Source organism: Staphylococcus sp. FSL K6-0223, from assembly GCF_038008285.1.
Window position 1 is genome coordinate 863,966 of record NZ_JBBOYX010000002.1, and the last position, 19,710, is coordinate 883,675.

Here is a 19,710-nt window from a genome sequence, read left to right on the forward strand (position 1 = left end):
TCAAAGTTAGGTTCTAATATTAATAAAAAATGGAGACGTCTATAATTTTTAATTATAGACATCCCCATTATTAAAATCATTTTGTATACTTTTTAATTTTTAGTATTTTCCGGATTAAAATTTGATTTAAATTCGTTAAACGGCCAGAATCTAAATGATACTTTACCAACAATTTGATCTTTATCAATTAAACCAAATGAGCGACTATCCTTACTTACTTCACGATTATCACCTAAAACTAAGTATTTGTCTTTAGGTATTACATTTGTTTTAGGATTAGCATTTGGTAAGTCTTTAACTTTAAATGTTCCTGTAATATATTCGGTTTGTTTTCGCTTTTCATTATAATTTAAATATGGTTCTTTTTGTTTCTTTCCATTGATGTATAAAGTGTCATTTTTATACTGAACACTATCGCCTGGCGTTCCAATAACACGTTTTACATAGTCATCCTTTTTATTAGCGTGGAAAACAATGACGTTACCTTTTTTCACGCCACCAATTTTATAACCAATAATATTTACCATTACACGTTGACTATCTTTAAGTGTAGGATCCATTGAATCACCTTTAATAGTGTACGGCTTAGCAATAAATTTCCCAATTACAAATATAAGTGCTAGCGCTACGGCGATGGCGACAATCCATTCTACTATTTCTTTTTTCAATTTTCACACCTCTTCTAATTTCTAAAAATCATAGGCAAATTCTTTAAAAGGGTAATATTTTAAACTCACATCGCCAATGATATCTTTTTTATCAATTAAACCATAGCGTCTTGAGTCTGATTTTTTATCATCATTATCATTTAATACAAAATATGAACCAGGTGGTACAGTATCTCCATCTGAATCTTTAATATCTCGTAATGCAATATTATTTATTTGTCTATTTTTACCATATTGTTGATTGACGCGTCTATCATCTCTATATAAGTTATGATTTTTAATTTCAATTGATTCTCCAGGTTTACCAACAATTCTACTGAAATGGAATTTATTGTCACGACTATACATGATAACATCCCCATCTTTAAGTAAATCGAAAGTCACCTTTATTTTATTAACAATTACTCTATCATCCTTCTTCATAGTTGGAGACATATCATGATTTGGTATAACCGCCCCAACAACAATAAATGTTTGAATGAATAGTACAATAATAATTGCAAAAATTAAGGAAATCAAATATTTAATCGTGCGTTGCACATTGTCACTCCTTAGTAGAACCCATAAAATATTTTTCCACTTTTTTACTAATAAACCAAAGTGCAACGAGTAATAATAACATTATTAATGCGCGAATAGGATTAGTAAAAATAGTAGTTACTTCTCTTCCCATTACTCCTAAAATAGTAATTGAAATAAGTTTTGAAATAGTTAAAACAATAAAATAATACTTTACCTTAATATGAGATAAACTTGCTACTAAATTAATCAATGTATTAGGTGTAAATGGAAAACATAGTAAAATAAATAAAGGTATTAAACCTTGTCTATCTATAAAACTTATAAGTCTTTGTACAGATTTTCTTTTCTTCACCTTTTTCATTTTTTCAGTATTAATTAATTTCTTACACACTAAAAATACAGTAAATGTACCAGTTACGATGCCTAACCAACTGATGATAATTCCCGGAATTGACCCATAAGCGTGCATTAATAACACAACATAGAGTGTCAAAGGTAACACAGGTACAATTGCTCTTAAATAGAGCATAATGAACCCAGGAATGTATCCGAATTGCCGAAATATGTCAAACCATTCTTCTAATTGATGAAACGACAAAACATCAAATCCTTTCTAGGGTTAATATTACTTTATTATTATAGTGGTATTTTACGCTTTTTGAAACAACTAAATTTTGTTCACAACATAAATCAAATTTTAGTGATAAATACTCTTTTTGGTATTTATATGAAAATTAATTATAAAATCTCAAACAGAGTATGAAAAAAGCCAAGAACTTAAGAAATATTCTCAAGCCTTGGCTATAAAATTACTATATTCAAATGATAACTTACAATCGAAAAATTATAAGCGATCTTCTAATTCTTTTTTCTTATCTTCATATCCTGGTTTACCTAGTAATGCAAACATATTTTGTTTATAAGCTTCTACACCAGGTTGGTTGAATGGATTAACTCCTAATTGATAACCACTCATTGCACATGCAAGTTCAAAGAAATACACGACATAGCCGAATGTTTCTTCGTCTAGTTGAGGTATGTTAACTACGATATTAGGAACACCACCATCAGTGTGCGCTAATAGTGTTCCTTCAAAAGCTTTCGTATTAACTTCATCAATTGTTTTACCAGCTAAATAATTTAATCCATCTAAATCTTCACTATCTTGTTCAATAGTAATATCATGTTTAGGATGATTAACTTTCACAACTGTTTCAAATAAGAAACGACGACCCTCTTGTACGTATTGTCCTAAAGAGTGCAAGTCTGTTGTGTAATTGGCACTTGAAGGATAGATACCTTTGAAATCTTTACCTTCAGATTCACCATATAATTGTTTCCACCATTCATTAAAATATTGCATAGAAGGCTCATAGTTTATCAACATTTCTGTTGTGTAACCTTTGCTATATAAAATATTGCGAATAGTTGCGTATTGATATGCAATATTTTGTTCTAAATCTTCAGATGATAATTCTTCACGTGCTTTAGCTGCACCAATCATAATTGATTCGATATTAATACCAGCTGTTGCGATTGGTAATAAACCTACTGCAGTTAAAACTGAATATCTTCCACCTACATCGTCAGGTACTACAAAAGTTTCGTATCCTTCATTATCTGCTAATTGTTTTAAAGCACCTTTTGATTTATCTGTAGTCGCAAAAATTCGTTTTTTCGCTTCATCTTTTCCATATTTATTTTCGACTAATTGTTTAAATAATCTAAATGCAACTGCTGGTTCAGTAGTTGTTCCTGATTTAGAGATTACATTTACTGAAAAGTCTTTATCAGCTAAATAATTTACTAATTCTTGAGTATAACTTGATGATAAATGATTACCTACAAATACAATCTCTGGATATTCATTACTTGTTCTGAATGATGAAGTTAGCATTTCAATAGCTGCTCTCGCACCTAGATATGAACCACCGATTCCAATTACAACAAGTACATCAGAATTAGACTTAATACGTTTTGATGCTTCCACTATTCTTGAAAATTCTTCTTTGTCATAATCTACTGGTAAGTCTAACCAACCTAAAAAGTCATTACCTGCACCAGTACCTTTATGAATTGTATGATGTATCGTTTTAACGATTTCTTTTTGTTGTTCTAATTCATGTTTGTCGAAAAATTCTAAGGTTTTACCATAATCTAATTGAATATGAGTCATCTTATTGCCTCCTATGATGTGTACTATTTTAATTCTACTAAGTTTAAATGAGCTATTCAATTCCAAAGACTATCTCAATGACTGAAAAATGATTGTTCTGTGAATTTTTAAGTTAAATTACAAGTTATTTATAGTTTTTATCAGTAATTTCTTTATTAATCTTATATTCATTTTACAGAATTTTTAAATATATTAAAAATACCATTATCACAAAGTTTAATAATTGATATACCCATTACATCACCATCACATTTTGAATATTTATGTAATAAAATGGTTTTATTTTCATCTGCAATCTGCTATGATGTATCCATATTAAAATTCTGAAAATTTATTAGAGGTGTAAACTTATGAAAGAAAAAATTGTTTTAGCCTATTCTGGCGGTTTAGATACAAGCGTTGCAGTGCAATGGTTAATTGATAAAGGATACGACGTCGTAGCATGTTGCTTAGACGTAGGAGAAGGTAAAGATCTTGATGTTGTATATCAAAAAGCATTAGATATGGGAGCTATTGAATGTCACATTATAGATGCAACAAAAGAATTTAGTGAAGATTATGTAAGTTATGCAATTAAAGGAAATTTAATGTATGAAAATGCATATCCCCTAGTTTCTGCACTTTCTCGTCCATTAATTGCTAAAAAGCTAGTGGAAATCGCTGAGAAAACTAATTCTATTGGAATTGCACATGGATGTACTGGTAAAGGAAATGATCAAGTACGTTTTGAAGTGGCTATTAAAGCATTAAACCCTAATTTAAAAGCGTTTGCACCTGTACGTGAGTGGGCTTGGAGTAGAGAAGAAGAAATTGATTACGCAATCAAACATAACATTCCAGTTTCAATCAATCACGTTTCTCCCTACTCTATCGACCAAAATCTATGGGGAAGAGCTAATGAATGTGGTATTTTAGAAGATCCTTATGCTGCTCCACCTGAGGATGCATTTGACTTAACTACACCTCTAGAACAGACACCTGATAAAGCAGATGAGATTATTATTTCATTTAAAAAAGGACTTCCAGTTCAAATTGACGGTAAAGATTATCAACTCGATGACCTTATTCTTTACTTAAATGAGTTAGCTGGTAAACATGGTATTGGAAGAATTGACCACGTTGAAAATAGAATGGTGGGTATTAAATCTAGAGAGATTTATGAGACTCCTGGTGCTGAAGTATTACTCAAAGCTCACAAGGCGCTAGAAACAATTACTTTAACAAAAGATGTTGCTCACTTTAAACCAGTTATTGAAAAGCAATTTTCAGAACAAATCTATAATGGACAATGGTTCTCACCTCTTACAGATAGTTTGAAACTCTTTATTGATAGTACGCAACAATATGTAGAAGGTGACGTAAGAGTTAAATTATTTAAAGGCAACTCAATAGTGAACGGTAGAAAATCACCATTTACTTTATATGATGAGAAACTTGCTACTTACACTAAAGAAGATGCATTCAATCAAGAAGCGGCAGTAGGATTTATTGACATCTATGGATTACCAACACAAGTAAATGCAATGTTACATGGAGGTTATAGTGATGAGCAGTAAAGCTTGGGGAGGTAGATTTGAAGCTCAACCAGAAGATTGGGTTGATGACTTTAATGCTTCAATCGAATTTGATAAAAATTTAATTAATCAAGATATTCAAGGTAGTATTGCACATGCCACAATGCTTGCGAATCAACATATCATTACACAGGATGAAGCTCAGTCTATCATTCAAGGACTAAAAAATATTCAAAAGGATTTTAATGAAGGCAATATTGAATTCAAAGCATCATTAGAAGATATACATCTAAATATTGAGCATGAGTTGATTCAACGTATTGGGGAAACTGGTGGTAAATTGCATACAGGACGTAGTAGAAATGATCAGGTTGCTACAGATATGCATTTATATACAAAAGAAGAAGTTCAAAATATTATCGAATTAATCAAATCATTTCAACATGAAATAATTAAACTTGCTGAAGAACATGTAGATACGATAATGCCAGGATATACGCATCTCCAACGTGCACAACCTATTTCTTTTGCACATCATGTAATGACTTACTTCTGGATGTTAGAGCGTGATAAAGGACGCTTCAATGATAGTCTGAAACGTATCGATATATCACCACTAGGCGCTGCTGCTTTAAGTGGTACAACTCACCCAATAGATAGACATGAAACACAAGCCCTTTTAGATTTTGCTAATATTTATGAAAATAGTCTCGATGCAGTGAGCGACCGTGATTACATTATCGAAACGTTGCATAATATTTCATTAACTATGGTTCATCTATCTCGTTTTGCTGAAGAAATTATTTTCTGGTCTACGGATGAAGCTAAATTTATAACACTATCAGATGCTTTTTCAACTGGATCATCTATTATGCCTCAAAAGAAGAACCCAGACATGGCAGAATTAATTAGAGGGAAAGTTGGACGAACGACAGGTCACTTAATGAGTATGCTAGTTACGCTTAAAGGTTTGCCTCTAGCTTACAACAAAGATTTACAAGAAGATAAAGAAGGTTTATTCGATGCAATTCATACGGTCAAAGGTTCTCTACGTATCTTTGAAGGTATGATAGCTTCAATGACTGTTAATACTGATCGATTAAGTGAAACTGTAAAAAAAGATTTTTCAAATGCCACTGAGCTTGCAGATTATTTAGTAAGTAAAGGGGTTCCTTTTAGAACTGCACATGAAATTGTTGGTAAAATCGTGCTAAATTGTATTCACAAAGGTATTTATCTTCTTGATGTACCACTATCAGAGTATCAAGCACAACATTCTAGCATTAATGAAGATATTTATGACTATTTAAATCCTGAAAATTGTTTAAAACGTCGTAAAAGTTACGGCTCAACAGGACAAGATTCCGTTAAACATCAATTGAATGTAGCAAAATCATTATTAGCTTAATATCTTTGAAATATGATTGAATGTTGTTATGATACCTTCGAAATTTGTTAAATATTAATTAAGTTTTTTAATAATATTTGAAGTTAGTAAATTTTATATAAAATTTCTCACATTCTCTTTTTCATCCTTTTAAAATGGTGTAATTTATATTTATCACATCAATTTGAAAGGATGTTTTTATGTTCAAATCTAAAAGAATAGTTTTGACGAGTTTGGTCGTGCTATTTATAGGTATCATTTGTATTACTACATCTAACTTCCTTAATACTAGAGGAGTTAAAGCCAATCAAAGTCAAACACAACAAACAACTAATACAACTCAAGATAATCATTTTAAACGTCAACCTGAATCTGATTCAGTAAGTGGAAAGACAAACGATTCACATCCTCACTGGGCTACTAATCCTACAGGAGAAAAATATACAACTATAGCTCATAGAGGTGCAAGTGGTTATGCACCTGAACATACTTTTCAATCTTATGATAAAAGTCATAATGAATTAGGCGCCTCTTACATAGAAATTGATTTACAACGTACGAAAGATGGTCATTTAGTTGCCATGCATGATGAAACGGTAAATCGTACTACAAATGGCCATGGACGCGTAGATCATTATACTTTAAAACAATTAAAACAGCTTGATGCTGGAAGTTGGTTTAACAAAGCAAATCCTAAATATGCCAACAAGAATTATAAAAATGCAAAAGTACCTACGTTAGATGAAATTTTAGATAGATATGGCAAAAATGCCAACTATTATATTGAAACAAAATCACCGAATGTTTATCCAGGAATGGAAAAACAATTACTTAATACTCTAAATCAACATGGTATGTTAACAAATAGTTCATTAAAAAATGGACATGTGATGTTGCAATCATTTTCCGGAGATAGCTTACAAAAATTACATCAAATGAATCCGAATGTACCTTTAATTAAACTAATGAATAAATTCGAATTAACAAACGCTTCAGAACAAGATTTAAAAGCGATTAAATCATATGCAGTGGGTGTCGGTCCAGAATACACGGACTTGAATATAAAAAATACTAGACACTTAAAAGATTTAGGTTTCCTAGTACACCCGTATACAGTAAATAAAGTTAATGATATGAGACGTTTAAATCAGTATGGTGTAGATGGCGTCTTCACTAACTATACTGATTTATATAAAGCAGTTTCAAAACAACAATAATAATCTCTTATTAAAAAAGACTTTGTGAGATAGTTAAACTATGTCACAAGGTCTTTTAATATGTCGTTAAAACCCTCACTAAGATTTATCATCAGTTTTATCAGTGCTTCTTGTTTAAACTGAAATATATAGATTTATTTATATTTTTCGGAAGTTCTCAACTGGTTCTTAACTTTAAAAAACCTACAACTCATTACAAGTTGCAGGTTTGCCTATCACTTTCTTTATATAGTTGTAAATATTAAGCCCAACCACGATAACGAGCAGCTTCTGCTGTACGTTTAATACCTACAATATACGCGGCAAGTCTCATATCAATTTTTCTGTTTTGAGCTAATTCATAAATTGTATCAAATGCAGTGACTAATTTTTCACGTAATTTTTCATTAACTTCTTCTTCTGTCCAGTAGTAACCTTGGTTATTTTGAACCCACTCGAAATAAGATACTGTCACTCCCCCAGCACTTGCTAATACGTCTGGAACAAGTAAAATACCTCTTTCAGTTAAAATACGTGTAGCTTCTGGAGTTGTTGGACCATTAGCCGCCTCAACAACAATGTCAGCTTTAATATCATGCGCATTATCTTCTGTAATTTGATTAGAGATTGCAGCAGGTACTAAAATATCACAATCTAATTCAAATAATTCTTGGTTAGAGATTGTTTCTTCAAATAAGTTAGTGACTGTACCGAAACTATCACGACGATCTAATAGATAATCTATATCTAAACCATTAGGGTCATGTAATGCACCATAAGCATCACTAATACCAACTACTTTGGCACCTAAGTCATATAAAAATTTAGCTAAGAAACTACCAGCATTACCAAAACCTTGAATAACTACTCTTGCGTCTTTAACATTCATACCTCTACGTTTGGCTGCTTGTTCAATTGCAATAACTACACCTAAAGCTGTTGAACGGTCTCGACCTTCTGAACCACCTAAAACGATAGGTTTACCAGTGATGAAACCTGGTGAGTTAAATTTATCTAGTGCACTATACTCATCCATCATCCATGCCATGATCTGTGAGTTAGTAAATACGTCTGGTGCTGGAATATCCTTATTTGGTCCAACGAATTGAGAAATAGCTCTTACATACCCACGAGATAATCGTTCAACCTCATGAATACTCATTTGACGTGGGTCACAAACGATACCACCTTTACCACCACCATACGGTAAGTTAACGATACCGCATTTTAACGTCATCCACATTGATAACGCTTTAACTTCTTCTTCATCAACTTCTGGGTGGAAACGTACCCCACCTTTAGTAGGTCCAACGGCGTCATTATGCTGTGCACGATATCCAGTAAAAGTTTTAACAGTACCATCATCCATGCGAACTGGAATGCGAACTTGTAAAAATCTTAATGGTTCTTTAATAAGATCGTACATTCCATCGTCAAATCCCAATTTGTGTAATGCTTCTTTAATAATCCCTTGAGTGGAAGTCACTAAATTATTATTCTCAGTCATGATCCTATTCGCCTCTTTTTAACTAATGATTTCGCTTTCAAATTTTATTGTAACACAAGTATACGCTTTTTAAAGGGTTTACAAAGCGAATGTTACAAGTTTTTGAACTTACTCAAATACACTTCTAATTTTATCTAATGCTAGGTCTAATTCCTCTTTAGTGATAACTAATGGTGGTGCAAATCTAATTACTGTATCATGCGTTTCTTTACATAATAAACCTTTTTCTTTTAAGGCTTCACAATATGGTCTAGCACTTTCATTAAGCTCTATACCAATGAATAAACCTCTTCCACGAACTTCCTTAATTGAAGGATGTTCAATTTTTTGAAGCTCACCCTTGAAGTATTCACCTAGTTCTAATGAACGGCCCGGCAAGTCTTCATCTATAATTACATCTAATGCTGCAATAGAAACTGCACAAGCAAGCGGATTACCTCCAAATGTTGAACCGTGTGAACCTGGTGTAAATACATCTAGCACCTCATTATCTGCCAAAACTACAGAAATTGGTAATACGCCTCCGCCTAAAGCCTTTCCTAAAATGTAGACATCTGGTTTAACATTATCCCAATCTGTAGCAAATAGTTTACCAGAACGACCTAGACCTGCTTGGATTTCATCTGCAATAAATAAAATATTGTGTTCATCACATAATTCTCTAATCTCTCTAAGATAACCTTCTGGTGGTACATTAATACCAGCTTCCCCTTGAATAGGCTCAACTAAAATCGCTGCAGTGTTCTCATTAATTGCCTCTTTCAACTTATCAACATCACCAAAATCAACTTTATGGAAACCATCTAGTAAAGGACCATAACCGCGTTGATATTCAGCTTCTGATGAAAGTGATACTGGAGCCATTGTACGACCATGGAAGTTACCATTAAACGCTATGATTTCGGCTTGGTTAGGTTCAATCCCTTTAACATCATAAGCCCAACGTCGAGCTGCTTTTAATGCAGTTTCGACTGCTTCAGCACCAGTATTCATAGGTAATGCTTTATCTTTACCAGCCAATTTGCAAATTTTCTCATACCATTCCCCTAAGTTATCACTATGAAATGCGCGAGAAACTAAAGTCACTTTATCTGCTTGTTCTTTCAACGCTTGAATAATTTTAGGATGACGGTGTCCCTGATTTACCGCAGAATAAGCTGAAAGCATGTCCATATATTGATTTCCTTCTGGATCTTTAACCCATACACCTTCCGCTTCCGAAATAACGATTGGAAGTGGTACATAGTTATGTGCACCATAGTGGTTAGTCAATTCAATAATTTGTTCAGATTTAGTCATAATATCTCCCCTTTGTTATCAAAATTATGAAACTTATTAACAATATCATAACTGATTTCTAACGGCTCTCAAGCTTTATTTTATTGAAAATGAAAAACCCTCTAAAAACTTTTGCGTCGGCTATTTCATATCAATAATTAAACACATGAAAAGTGAACACCAACATCTTTGAAATCCCTTACAAATATAATGACACAATATTGCTACAATTTACAAGCAAAATTTACAATATTTCCACAACTTTTAATTTATAACTTACAACCTTTTAGAATAAAAAAAAATAAACCAAGTCCCTCTATTAAGTTGGAACTTGGTTTAGTATTGAAATGTTTATTTATCTTTACGAGGCAATGGATAGAATCCTTCATCAAATTGTTTCCATAAATTTGGTGGTAACTCATGACGATCTTCTCTATTCGGATCATATTCACTAATAATTTCATCTTCTTGTCCATTTTTAATTTTGCCGACAAAGTCATAATCAAGAAGAATTTCACGACCTAACGCAACAAGTTCTACACCGACATTGTCAATGGCATTTAACGCATCTTCAGGTGTAAATATTGAGCCAATACCAATAAGAGGCATACGACCATTAATCCAATGATGAATCAGTTTAAGACGATTTTCACCTTTGTATTTACCATCTCGTGTTTCAGAATTAACGTCCATGAGAGAAATATGAATATAATCTAACGGTTGATTCGCAATTTGATTAATAAGTTGTTCAGTAATTTCCATTGATATACCTGGAGATTCTGCTTCTTCAGGTGACAATCTATAACCCACTATGAAGTCATCATTAGCATATTCTTTTTTAGCTTTAACAACTTCTTCTATAACTGACATTGGGAATTTAAGATTATCTGCCCAAACATCGTTTCTTCTATTATAATAAGGTGACACAAATTGGTGGATAAGGTAATGATTCGCGCCATGGATTTCTACACCATCAAAACCTGCCTCAATCACTCTTCTTGTTGCTTCTCCAAAATCTTTAATCGTTTGTTCTATTTCGTCAGAAGTCATCTCACGCGCTTCGTGAGGTTCTTGCTGACCAAAACTCTTGAGTGTAATAGGACTAGGTGCGACAACATCACCTTGTGGTGTTAGATTAGGTAAAGCTTGAGCACCACCATGGTGAATTTGTACTATTGCTTTCGCACCATTTTTCTTCATTGCTTTTGCAAGTTCTTTTAGGCCTTCAATGTCAGAATCATGAGCTACTGAGGGCTGTCCTGGGAAAGCTTTCCCAACATCATTAACATTACTTGCTGCATTAATAGCAAGTCCTACATCTTTAGAACGTTTTTCAATATATGGAATTTCCACATCAGAAATCGTTCCATCATCATTGGATGAAATATGAGTTAATGGAGCTAAAACAAAACGATTTCTCAATTCTACACCATTAGGTAACACGAGTGGTTCGAATAAAGATTTATATTTATTATTCATGTGTTAATACTCTCCTTGTTTTTATGTTGTCACGACTATATCATGCAAGTTTTAAATATCTCTAATTTTTTGCTTGCACGTGCATTTTTATCGAAACTTTACCTTTAGAAAGGTAATTAGTTGAGATTACGCAGATTTCTTAAATCTGTTTTCCTTAGTATCACTTTTTATTTTTTCAAAGATAGAACGTATTTAAATTTATAAATTAAAAATTGCTTTTAAGACAAAAAGAAAACGATAATCCTACGACTATATATCGTAAAGATTATCGTTATGATGCGATGAATTACTCTTAGTGAGTTCATCACATATTGGCACGAATGTACAGTCATTCAGTCGTTACGAATGGCACGTTTAGACTGTTTGATCCAGACCGGTAAGCGTTCTTCAAGTGTTTGAAACCCATACTTTTCCGTCTCTCTTATTTCATCTAAGACTGACTGTTTTTCTTTTTTACGTTCATAATTTTTAAAGTAATCATTATCTTTTAAAGACAAGTTTAATTTTCCTTCATCATCGATGGATAAAATTTTAGCTTTTACAATTTGTCCCTCAGATAGAAATTTCTTCAAGTTATGGACATAGTCATCCATGATTTCAGAGATATGGATTAGTCCTTCAGTATGGTCAGGGGTCTCAACAAATGCGCCATACGGTTGAATACCAGTCACACGTACCTTGATATGTTGACCTACTTTATAGTGATTATTCAACGTGATAACCCCTTATTTCGATTTTTCTTAACACACATATCATAGCATAAATCATTTTTATGGACTAACTAAAACGATAATAAATTTCAATTATTCTAAAAATTGTTGTGTAACGCGTACCTTTTTAATCTATTTTAAAGCTACAAAAAAAGCTTTAAGTCATATACATCAACCAGACATATAATGACTTAAAGCTTTAATTCATTTTACAAATTTCAACGTTTAATTTTATTCTTCAACGTCGATAGATTCGATAACCACGTCATAAACTGGTTTATCTTGAGCGCCTACTTTAATATTAGCGATATCTTCTAAAGTAGATTCCCCATCAATCAATTGACCAAATACTGTGTGTTTTTGGTCTAACCAAGGTGTACCACCCTTTTCACCATAAGCTTCAACTATAGGTTGAGGCCAGCCACCATCAAGTAATTGATTTAGCATATTTTCAGGAACTTCTTTCATTTGGACTACAAAGAATTGAGAACCATTAGTATTTGGTCCAGCGTTTGCCATTGAAAGTGCACCGTATAAATTGAAAGCTTCTAAAGAGAATTCATCTTCAAATGCTCCACCATAGATACTTTCACCGCCCATACCAGTAGCAGTTGGGTCGCCACCTTGAACCATAAAATCATTGATTACTCTATGGAATGTCACGCCATCATAATATCCGTTCTTAGAATGTGTCACAAAATTTTCAACTGTTTTAGGGGCAATGTTTGGGAAAAGTTTAAAAGTCATATCTCCCTTATTTGTATGCATAACGACTTTAATTTCATTATCTTGAATCTCTGTATTTAACTGAGGATAGTTCGCCATTTAAATTCTCCATTCATGTTATGATATAAGCATATCTTAACACATTTGAAAGGAAGGAATATAGCATGTTATATCGATTTTCTCACAAGACTGGTAGTTATGGTGTAACTATTAGAGAAGAGAATGACGATCAGGTTTTAGTACAAGTTGAACAAGTCATTAAACACCCTAAACAAGGTGATTTACATAATCCTAACGAAACTAAAGGTGTCTTCTTTCATGAGCGTAAGGCTTTAAGCCACTTTGAAAAACGATATGCAAAACGTTCACAGCTACGAGAATTCAATGTAGAAGAAATGAATTACGAGGATTCACTTCAACAAGCTATTACAGATTTAGAACATCAATTAAAGGATGATGATTCTGAACATGCACGTCTCTCACTTAAAAATTTAAATGAACTTAAAGAGGATTATTCAATTCAATATAAAAGAGAATTTGTCTAAAATTCTTTTAAAAATGTCGTGAACGTTTACAAAACTTAAATTTTTTCTGTGAAATTTAACGTGTTTCTTCTTATTTAACAGTCCCTCAAAAACAATGCCTTCAAGCGATTAAGAGGTTTTTCAGACTAAGAGCATTCATGTATAATGTAAGTCATAAATATTTTTTTAAAGGAGGACAACATAATGAGTTTGTTACATATTGCGGTACTATTACCGTTAATATTCGCACTCATTATTCCTATCCTGTATCGGTTCGTTAAACGTATACACTTAGGATGGTTTGTATTACCTGTTCCAATAGTCTTATTTATCTATTTCTTATCTATGATTTCTATTACGAAGTCAGGTAATACAGTAATGAAAACCTTAAATTGGATGCCACATTTTGGAATGAATTTTAATCTATTTGTGGATGGCCTTGGATTACTCTTTAGCCTCCTTATAACAGGCATAGGTAGCTTGGTTGTTTTATATTCCATTGGCTACTTAAGTAAATCTGAGCAACTTGGGAATTTTTATTGTTATTTATTACTATTTATGGGTGCAATGCTAGGAGTTGTACTTTCAGATAATTTAATTATTTTATATTTATTTTGGGAGTTAACTTCATTTTCAAGTTTTTTACTTATCTCATTTTGGAGAGAGAAAAAAGCATCAATTTATGGTGCGCAAAAATCACTAATTATTACAGTTCTAGGCGGATTAAGCTTGTTAGGAGGAATTATCCTATTATCGTTAGCCGCCCATACATCCAGCATTCAAACGATGATTGAAAAAGCAAGTGACATACAAAATAGTCCTTTCTTTATCTTGGCAATGGTATTAGTCATGATTGGCGCGTTTACTAAATCTGCTCAAGTACCATTTTACATTTGGCTACCTGATGCAATGGAAGCACCTACACCAGTAAGTGCTTACCTTCATTCAGCCACAATGGTTAAAGCTGGACTGTATTTAATAGCAAGAATGACGCCCATCTTTGCTATATCTGAAGGTTGGGTATGGACAATCACTTTAGTAGGATTAGTCACACTTTTTTGGGCTTCGTTAAATGCCACAAAACAACAAGATTTAAAAGGCATTTTGGCATTTTCAACTGTATCTCAACTTGGAATGATTATGTCCATGCTAGGTATAGGTGCAGTGAGCTATCACTACAATGGTGCTGATAGCCAAGTTTATGTTGCAGGTTTCATTGCTGCTATTTTCCATTTAATCAACCATGCAACATTTAAAGGGGCATTATTCATGATTACTGGTGGTGTTGATCACTCTACAGGTACTCGAGATGTAAGAAAATTAGGTGGATTACTTACAATCATGCCTATATCATTTACTATCACAGTTATTACTGCATTAAGTATGGCTGGAGTTCCACCATTTAACGGCTTCTTATCAAAAGAAAAATTTTTAGAAGCAATGATTGATGTGACACATGCGCATTTAATGAGCCTCAGTACTTTAGGCTTTATATTCCCAATCATAGCGATTGTAGGTAGTATTTTCACTTTCGTGTATTCAATTAAATTTATTATGCATATATTCTTTGGTAAATATAAGCGTGAAAGTTTACCACAATCTGCACATGAATCATCAATTTTAATGCTTTTATCTCCAATTATTTTAACTCTTTTAGTTATTGTATTTGGACTTTTCCCAAGCATTTTAACGCAATCTATTATCGAGCCTGCAACTCAATCAGTGAGTCAATCTACAGGAATAACTGCCGAGTTCCATCTTTTCCATGGAATTACACCAGCATTTATTTCAACAATAGCTATATATATTATAGGTATATTACTTATCATTACATTTAGCTATTGGGTGCGATTATTAGAAGCTCAACCTAATCAACTTAAATTTAATCATTGGTACGATACTATGGGACGCAGGATTCCAGGTTATTCTGAAAATATGACCAATAGCTATGTTACTAGTTTCTCTAGAAATAACTTAGTCATTATATTCGGTATTTTAATACTACTTACAGTAGTGACTTTAATCAGCGTTCCATTTAGTATTAATTTTAAAAATGTAAGTCAATTCAGAATTTTTGAAGGTGGCATTGTACTATTCTTACTCGTTGCCTCACTTTTAATTATATTTGCTAAATCACGACTCTTTAGCATTATTATGCTAAGTGCTGTAGGTTATGCAATTTCAGTATTATTTATATTCTTTAAAGCACCTGACCTAGCTTTAACTCAGTTTGTTGTTGAATCTATTTCTACAGCTTTATTCTTATTATGTTTCTATCATTTGCCAAATTTAAATCGTTATAATGAGTCGCCAGCGTTCAAAATTAACAATGCAATGATTTCTGCTGGTGTTGGTTTAGTAGTCATTATTCTAGGTTTAATCGGATATGGAAACAGACATTTTTCTTCAATTACAAAATACTACCAAGACCATGTATATGATTTAGCTCATGGTAAAAATATGGTAAACGTTATACTTGTCGACTTCCGTGGCATGGATACTTTATTTGAGTCATCCGTACTAGGTATAGCTGGTTTAGGTGTTTATACGATGATTAAACTTCGACTTAAACAAAGAAATAAATCAAGCGAGGTGAATGACCATGAATAGACAAAAAAATAACTTAATGTTTCAATACGCTGCTGTCGTCATTTTCTTCATGGTCATCGTCTTCGGTTTCTCATTATTCCTAGCAGGTCACTATACGCCCGGGGGCGGTTTCGTCGGAGGTTTATTGTTTGCGAGTGCGCTATTAGTCATTACAATCGCATTCGATGTAAAAACAATGCGTAAAATTTTTCCTCTGGACTTCAAAGTTTTAATTGGCATAGGCCTACTGTTTTGCGTAGGTACACCCATTGCAAGCTGGTTTATGTCTAAAAACTTTTTCACACATGTCACTTTTGATATACCGCTCCCCCTACTAGAACCCATGCATATGACAACGGCAATGTTCTTTGATTTTGGGGTACTTTGTGCAGTAGTAGGAACTGTAATGACTATTATTATTTCGATTGGAGAGAACGAATAGTGGAAATTATCATGATATTTGTTAGTGGTATTCTCACAGCAATAAGTGTCTATCTCGTTTTGTCTAAAAGTTTGATACGAATTATTATGGGGACTACTTTACTAACACACGCAGCAAATTTATTTTTAATTACTATGGGTGGATTGAAACATGGTACTGTTCCTATCTATGAAAAAGGAACATCCAGCTATGTTGATCCTATACCTCAAGCACTAATCCTTACTGCAATAGTTATCGCATTTGCTACAACAGCATTCTTCCTAGTACTTGCATTTAGAACTTATAAGGAACTTGGAACAGATAATGTTGAGCGTATGAAAGGAGCACCTGAAGATGACAGAGAGTAACCTGCTCGTTTTAACACTTGTGATACCTATTTTGACTGCAATCTTGCTTATCTTTATCGGAAAGCGTCCGCTAATTAAACGTTACGTGGCACTTGCTGGATCAATATTGACATTGATTGTAGCTCTTTTTAATTTAAAAAATGTATTACATTCAGGACCTTTAAAAGTAGAATTAGGTTCGTGGAAAGCGCCATATAGCATTGTCTTTGTATTAGATGTTTTTAGTGCTTTACTTATTATCACAAGTATTATTATAACGATTATAGTAATTTTATATTCCTATCGTTCTATAGGCATTGAAAGAGAACGATATTATTACTACTTTTCAATTATGTTTATGTTAATCGGTATTATCGGCGCTTTCACTACTGGTGATATCTTTAATATGTTTGTGTTCTTTGAAGTCTTCCTAATGTCTTCTTATTGTTTACTAGTCGTTGGAACGACAAAAATTCAACTTCAAGAAACGATTAAATACGTTTTAGTTAATGTTGTTTCTTCTTCATTCTTTGTTATGGGTGTAGCGATACTTTATTCAGTAGTTGGAACACTTAACTTGGCGCATATTAGTGAAAGATTATCTAGTTTATCAGTTCATGATAGTGGCTTAGTCAATATCGTATTCATCTTATTTATCTTTGTCTTTGCAACTAAAGCTGGCGTCTTCCCTATGTACGTATGGTTGCCAGGCGCGTATTACGCACCACCTGTAGCCATTATCACATTCTTTGGAGCCCTGCTTACTAAAGTGGGCGTCTACGCTATAGCTAGAACGCTCAGCTTATTCTTTAATAGTACGGTTAGCTTTTCACACTACGTCATTCTATTCTTAGCTTTACTTACAATTATCTTCGGATGTGTAGGTGCCGTAGCTTATTATGATACTAAAAAAATCATTCTATATAACATTATGATTGCAGTTGGTGTCATCTTAGTCGGTGTATCTATGATGAATGAAAGTGGCATGATGGGTGCTATTTACTACACTATTCACGATATGCTAGTGAAAGCTTCACTATTCTTACTTATAGGCGTTATGTATAAGATAACTAAGTCAACAGACTTGCGACATTTCGGTGGTCTAATCAAGAGCTATCCTGTATTAGGATGGACATTCTTTATTGCTGCACTTAGTCTAGCAGGCATACCACCATTGAGTGGTTTCTATGGGAAGTTTTATATTGTACAGGCCACTTTTGAAAAGGGATTCTACCTAAGCGGTATCATTGTCTTATTATCAAGCTTAATCGTTCTATATTCAGTCATACGTATCTTTCTCAAAGGTTTCTTCGGTGAAGCAAAAGGTTATGATATGACACGCAAAGTGAACGTCAATTACTTAACAACTATCGCCGTTATTTCAACTATTATTACAGTATTATTCGGCTTGTCCGCTGACTTACTGTTCCCTATAGTTAAAGAAGGTTCTGAAACTTTCACTGATCCAAATATCTATATTCACAGCGTTTTAGGAGGTAAGTAATATGGCCGCACAATTTATCGTCAATTTATTAGTAGCTATCATTTGGTTATTTGTAACGGATAGTTACACGTTAAATAACTTTGTTTTAGGATTTCTATTTGGTCTTATACTTGTTTACCTCCTACATCGGGTAATGCCAGGTCGCTTTTATTTAGTAAGGATTTATCGCATTATTGTATTAATTTTTACATTTTTAAGTGAACTGATTAAAGCGAATTTCGATGTTCTGAAAATCATCCTCAAACCAAATATCACGAATAAACCAGGTTTTTTCGTGTATGAAACAGATCTTAAGACAGACTGGCAAATTGTCTTACTTTCAAATCTTATTACGTTAACCCCAGGAACTGTGGTATTAGGCATTAGTGATGATCGTAGGAAAATATACATTCATGCGATTGACTTTAGTACTAAAGAGGAAGAAGTTGAAAGTATAAAAACTTCATTAGAAAAGGTAGTAAGAAAGGTTGGTGAAAATGAATGACACATAATATTTTCATTATTATTGCATTAATTATTGTTGTAGCTTCAATGTTAGCCATGTTAGTACGTGTCATTCTGGGCCCTTCTTTAGCCGATCGTGTTGTTGCACTTGATGCTATTGGACTACAGTTGATGGCTGTGATTGCCCTATTTAGTATTTTATTAAATATTAAATACATGCTTGTAGTTATTTTAATGGTAGGTATACTAGCTTTCTTAGGTACTGCAGTTTTTTCTAAATTTATGGATGAAGGTAAGGTGATTAAACATGATAACAACGATCATCATTAGTATTGCCGTAATCTTTGTCATGTTAGGTGCTTTGATTAGTGCCTTTGCAGCGATAGGCTTAATCAGACTAAAAGATGTTTACTCACGTGCCCATGCTGCTGGTAAAGCAGCAACACTTGGGGCGATGTTTCTACTCTTTGGTGCCTTCCTGTATTTCATCGGCACTGAAGGCTACGTCAATATGCAATTAATCATCGGCATTATCTTCGTTTTCATAACTGGTCCACTTTCTAGTCACATGATTATGAAAGCAGCCTACAATATTCAAACACCTTACAGTAAAGATACAAAAGTTGATGAAATTAAAGAAGATATGAATGATACAAAATTATAGTTCTAAAACTCTAAGGAAATAATAAAACATATTTCCTTAGAGTTTTTTTATACG

Annotated in this window: 20 protein-coding genes; 11 read left to right on the top strand and 9 right to left on the bottom strand. The window is 33.1% G+C overall.

Translation table 11 applies throughout. The features are described 5' to 3' along the window. Nucleotides 1-92 precede the first annotated feature (92 nt). The 4 genes from lepB (MHI13_RS15020) to MHI13_RS15035 form a co-directional block, all read right to left on the bottom strand. On the bottom strand, nt 93-668 hold the full coding sequence (gene lepB, locus MHI13_RS15020; protein ID WP_002433408.1) for a signal peptidase I: 576 nt from the start codon (nt 666-668) through the stop codon (nt 93-95). 21 nt (nt 669-689) lie between these two features. Next, on the bottom strand, nt 690-1,208 hold the full coding sequence (gene lepB, locus MHI13_RS15025) for a signal peptidase I (RefSeq protein ID WP_064210352.1): 519 nt from the start codon (nt 1,206-1,208) through the stop codon (nt 690-692). A gap of 4 nt (nt 1,209-1,212) precedes the next feature. Continuing rightward, complete coding sequence (locus MHI13_RS15030) at nt 1,213-1,788, bottom strand: TVP38/TMEM64 family protein (RefSeq protein ID WP_064210353.1); 576 nt, start codon at nt 1,786-1,788, stop codon at nt 1,213-1,215. Between the two features lie 246 nt (nt 1,789-2,034). Beyond that, nucleotides 2,035-3,366, bottom strand: a complete 1,332-nt coding sequence (locus tag MHI13_RS15035) for a glucose-6-phosphate isomerase (protein ID WP_064210354.1) — start codon at nt 3,364-3,366, stop codon at nt 2,035-2,037. A 350-nt stretch (nt 3,367-3,716) separates the two neighbouring features. On the opposite strand from MHI13_RS15035, the gene MHI13_RS15040 reads away from it, so the two are divergent. From MHI13_RS15040 to MHI13_RS15050, 3 genes are all read left to right on the top strand, one after another. Beyond that, nucleotides 3,717-4,922 (top strand): argininosuccinate synthase, encoded by a 1,206-nt coding sequence (locus tag MHI13_RS15040; RefSeq protein ID WP_064210355.1) that lies wholly within the window; start codon nt 3,717-3,719, stop codon nt 4,920-4,922. Beyond that, a complete protein-coding gene (gene argH / locus MHI13_RS15045; RefSeq protein ID WP_030065050.1) occupies nt 4,912-6,288 on the top strand; it encodes an argininosuccinate lyase in 1,377 nt (458 codons plus the stop codon). Before MHI13_RS15040 ends, argH begins: the two co-directional genes overlap by 11 nt. Before the next feature lie 218 nt (nt 6,289-6,506). After that, nucleotides 6,507-7,484, top strand: coding sequence for a glycerophosphodiester phosphodiesterase (locus tag MHI13_RS15050; RefSeq protein ID WP_422785081.1), 978 nt, complete (start codon nt 6,507-6,509; stop codon nt 7,482-7,484). Nucleotides 7,485-7,725: 241 nt separating this feature from the next. On the opposite strand, the gene MHI13_RS15055 is transcribed toward MHI13_RS15050, so the two are convergent. The 5 genes from MHI13_RS15055 to MHI13_RS15075 form a co-directional block, all read right to left on the bottom strand. Continuing rightward, complete coding sequence (locus MHI13_RS15055) at nt 7,726-8,970, bottom strand: Glu/Leu/Phe/Val family dehydrogenase (protein ID WP_023350604.1); 1,245 nt, start codon at nt 8,968-8,970, stop codon at nt 7,726-7,728. A 108-nt stretch (nt 8,971-9,078) separates the two neighbouring features. Further along, nucleotides 9,079-10,269, bottom strand: coding sequence for an ornithine--oxo-acid transaminase (locus MHI13_RS15060; protein WP_023350605.1), 1,191 nt, complete (start codon nt 10,267-10,269; stop codon nt 9,079-9,081). A 330-nt stretch (nt 10,270-10,599) separates the two neighbouring features. Further along, nucleotides 10,600-11,727 (bottom strand): NADH-dependent flavin oxidoreductase, encoded by a 1,128-nt coding sequence (locus MHI13_RS15065; RefSeq protein WP_030065046.1) that lies wholly within the window; start codon nt 11,725-11,727, stop codon nt 10,600-10,602. A gap of 332 nt (nt 11,728-12,059) precedes the next feature. Further along, entirely contained in the window at nt 12,060-12,440 is a 381-nt protein-coding gene (ygs, locus tag MHI13_RS15070) for a S1 domain-containing post-transcriptional regulator Ygs (RefSeq protein ID WP_002433374.1), read from the bottom strand. A 228-nt stretch (nt 12,441-12,668) separates the two neighbouring features. Further along, on the bottom strand, nt 12,669-13,262 hold the full coding sequence (locus MHI13_RS15075; protein WP_064210357.1) for a peptidylprolyl isomerase: 594 nt from the start codon (nt 13,260-13,262) through the stop codon (nt 12,669-12,671). A 65-nt stretch (nt 13,263-13,327) separates the two neighbouring features. On the opposite strand from MHI13_RS15075, the gene kapB reads away from it, so the two are divergent. The 8 genes from kapB to mnhG1 all read left to right on the top strand — a co-directional run bounded on the left by kapB (nt 13,328) and on the right by mnhG1 (nt 19,656). Beyond that, the gene (gene kapB, locus MHI13_RS15080) at nt 13,328-13,708 is read left to right on the top strand and encodes a sporulation phosphorelay system protein KapB (RefSeq protein WP_002433108.1); all 381 of its coding nucleotides are present in this window, start codon (nt 13,328-13,330) and stop codon (nt 13,706-13,708) included. Between the two features lie 183 nt (nt 13,709-13,891). Next, complete coding sequence (locus tag MHI13_RS15085; protein ID WP_340761439.1) at nt 13,892-16,297, top strand: Na+/H+ antiporter subunit A; 2,406 nt, start codon at nt 13,892-13,894, stop codon at nt 16,295-16,297. Then, the gene (gene mnhB1 / locus MHI13_RS15090) at nt 16,290-16,718 is read left to right on the top strand and encodes a Na+/H+ antiporter Mnh1 subunit B (RefSeq protein WP_037548550.1); all 429 of its coding nucleotides are present in this window, start codon (nt 16,290-16,292) and stop codon (nt 16,716-16,718) included. Before MHI13_RS15085 ends, mnhB1 begins: the two co-directional genes overlap by 8 nt. Beyond that, complete coding sequence (gene mnhC1 / locus MHI13_RS15095) at nt 16,718-17,065, top strand: Na+/H+ antiporter Mnh1 subunit C (RefSeq protein ID WP_064210359.1); 348 nt, start codon at nt 16,718-16,720, stop codon at nt 17,063-17,065. The genes mnhB1 and mnhC1 overlap by 1 nt, the downstream gene beginning before the upstream one ends. Then, on the top strand, nt 17,052-18,548 hold the full coding sequence (gene mnhD1, locus MHI13_RS15100; RefSeq protein ID WP_064210360.1) for a Na+/H+ antiporter Mnh1 subunit D: 1,497 nt from the start codon (nt 17,052-17,054) through the stop codon (nt 18,546-18,548). The genes mnhC1 and mnhD1 overlap by 14 nt, the downstream gene beginning before the upstream one ends. A 1-nt stretch (nt 18,549) precedes the next feature. Next, complete coding sequence (gene mnhE1, locus MHI13_RS15105) at nt 18,550-19,032, top strand: Na+/H+ antiporter Mnh1 subunit E (protein ID WP_064210361.1); 483 nt, start codon at nt 18,550-18,552, stop codon at nt 19,030-19,032. Continuing rightward, nucleotides 19,029-19,322 (top strand): Na+/H+ antiporter Mnh1 subunit F, encoded by a 294-nt coding sequence (gene mnhF1, locus MHI13_RS15110; protein WP_002433123.1) that lies wholly within the window; start codon nt 19,029-19,031, stop codon nt 19,320-19,322. The genes mnhE1 and mnhF1 overlap by 4 nt, the downstream gene beginning before the upstream one ends. Beyond that, nucleotides 19,300-19,656 carry a Na+/H+ antiporter Mnh1 subunit G gene (mnhG1, locus tag MHI13_RS15115; protein ID WP_030065040.1) on the top strand — a complete coding sequence of 119 codons (357 nt, stop codon included), beginning with the start codon at nt 19,300-19,302 and terminating at the stop codon, nt 19,654-19,656. The genes mnhF1 and mnhG1 overlap by 23 nt, the downstream gene beginning before the upstream one ends. The last annotated feature ends 54 nt before the right edge of the window (nt 19,657-19,710 follow it).

What these genes read in the sequence shown, in the direction of transcription:
- kapB (WP_002433108.1), top strand. Translation starts at nt 13,328, where the DNA reads ATGTTATATCGATTTTCTCACAAGACTGGTAGTTATGGTGTAACTATT.
- MHI13_RS15035 (WP_064210354.1), bottom strand. Translation starts at nt 3,366, where the DNA reads ATGACTCATATTCAATTAGATTATGGTAAAACCTTAGAATTTTTCGAC.
- MHI13_RS15040 (WP_064210355.1), top strand. Translation starts at nt 3,717, where the DNA reads ATGAAAGAAAAAATTGTTTTAGCCTATTCTGGCGGTTTAGATACAAGC.
- MHI13_RS15065 (WP_030065046.1), bottom strand. Translation starts at nt 11,727, where the DNA reads ATGAATAATAAATATAAATCTTTATTCGAACCACTCGTGTTACCTAAT.
- MHI13_RS15075 (WP_064210357.1), bottom strand. Translation starts at nt 13,262, where the DNA reads ATGGCGAACTATCCTCAGTTAAATACAGAGATTCAAGATAATGAAATT.
- MHI13_RS15055 (WP_023350604.1), bottom strand. Translation starts at nt 8,970, where the DNA reads ATGACTGAGAATAATAATTTAGTGACTTCCACTCAAGGGATTATTAAA.
- mnhG1 (WP_030065040.1), top strand. Translation starts at nt 19,300, where the DNA reads ATGATAACAACGATCATCATTAGTATTGCCGTAATCTTTGTCATGTTA.
- MHI13_RS15060 (WP_023350605.1), bottom strand. Translation starts at nt 10,269, where the DNA reads ATGACTAAATCTGAACAAATTATTGAATTGACTAACCACTATGGTGCA.
- mnhB1 (WP_037548550.1), top strand. Translation starts at nt 16,290, where the DNA reads ATGAATAGACAAAAAAATAACTTAATGTTTCAATACGCTGCTGTCGTC.
- MHI13_RS15085 (WP_340761439.1), top strand. Translation starts at nt 13,892, where the DNA reads ATGAGTTTGTTACATATTGCGGTACTATTACCGTTAATATTCGCACTC.
- mnhD1 (WP_064210360.1), top strand. Translation starts at nt 17,052, where the DNA reads ATGACAGAGAGTAACCTGCTCGTTTTAACACTTGTGATACCTATTTTG.
- argH (WP_030065050.1), top strand. Translation starts at nt 4,912, where the DNA reads ATGAGCAGTAAAGCTTGGGGAGGTAGATTTGAAGCTCAACCAGAAGAT.
- mnhE1 (WP_064210361.1), top strand. Translation starts at nt 18,550, where the DNA reads ATGGCCGCACAATTTATCGTCAATTTATTAGTAGCTATCATTTGGTTA.
- mnhF1 (WP_002433123.1), top strand. Translation starts at nt 19,029, where the DNA reads ATGACACATAATATTTTCATTATTATTGCATTAATTATTGTTGTAGCT.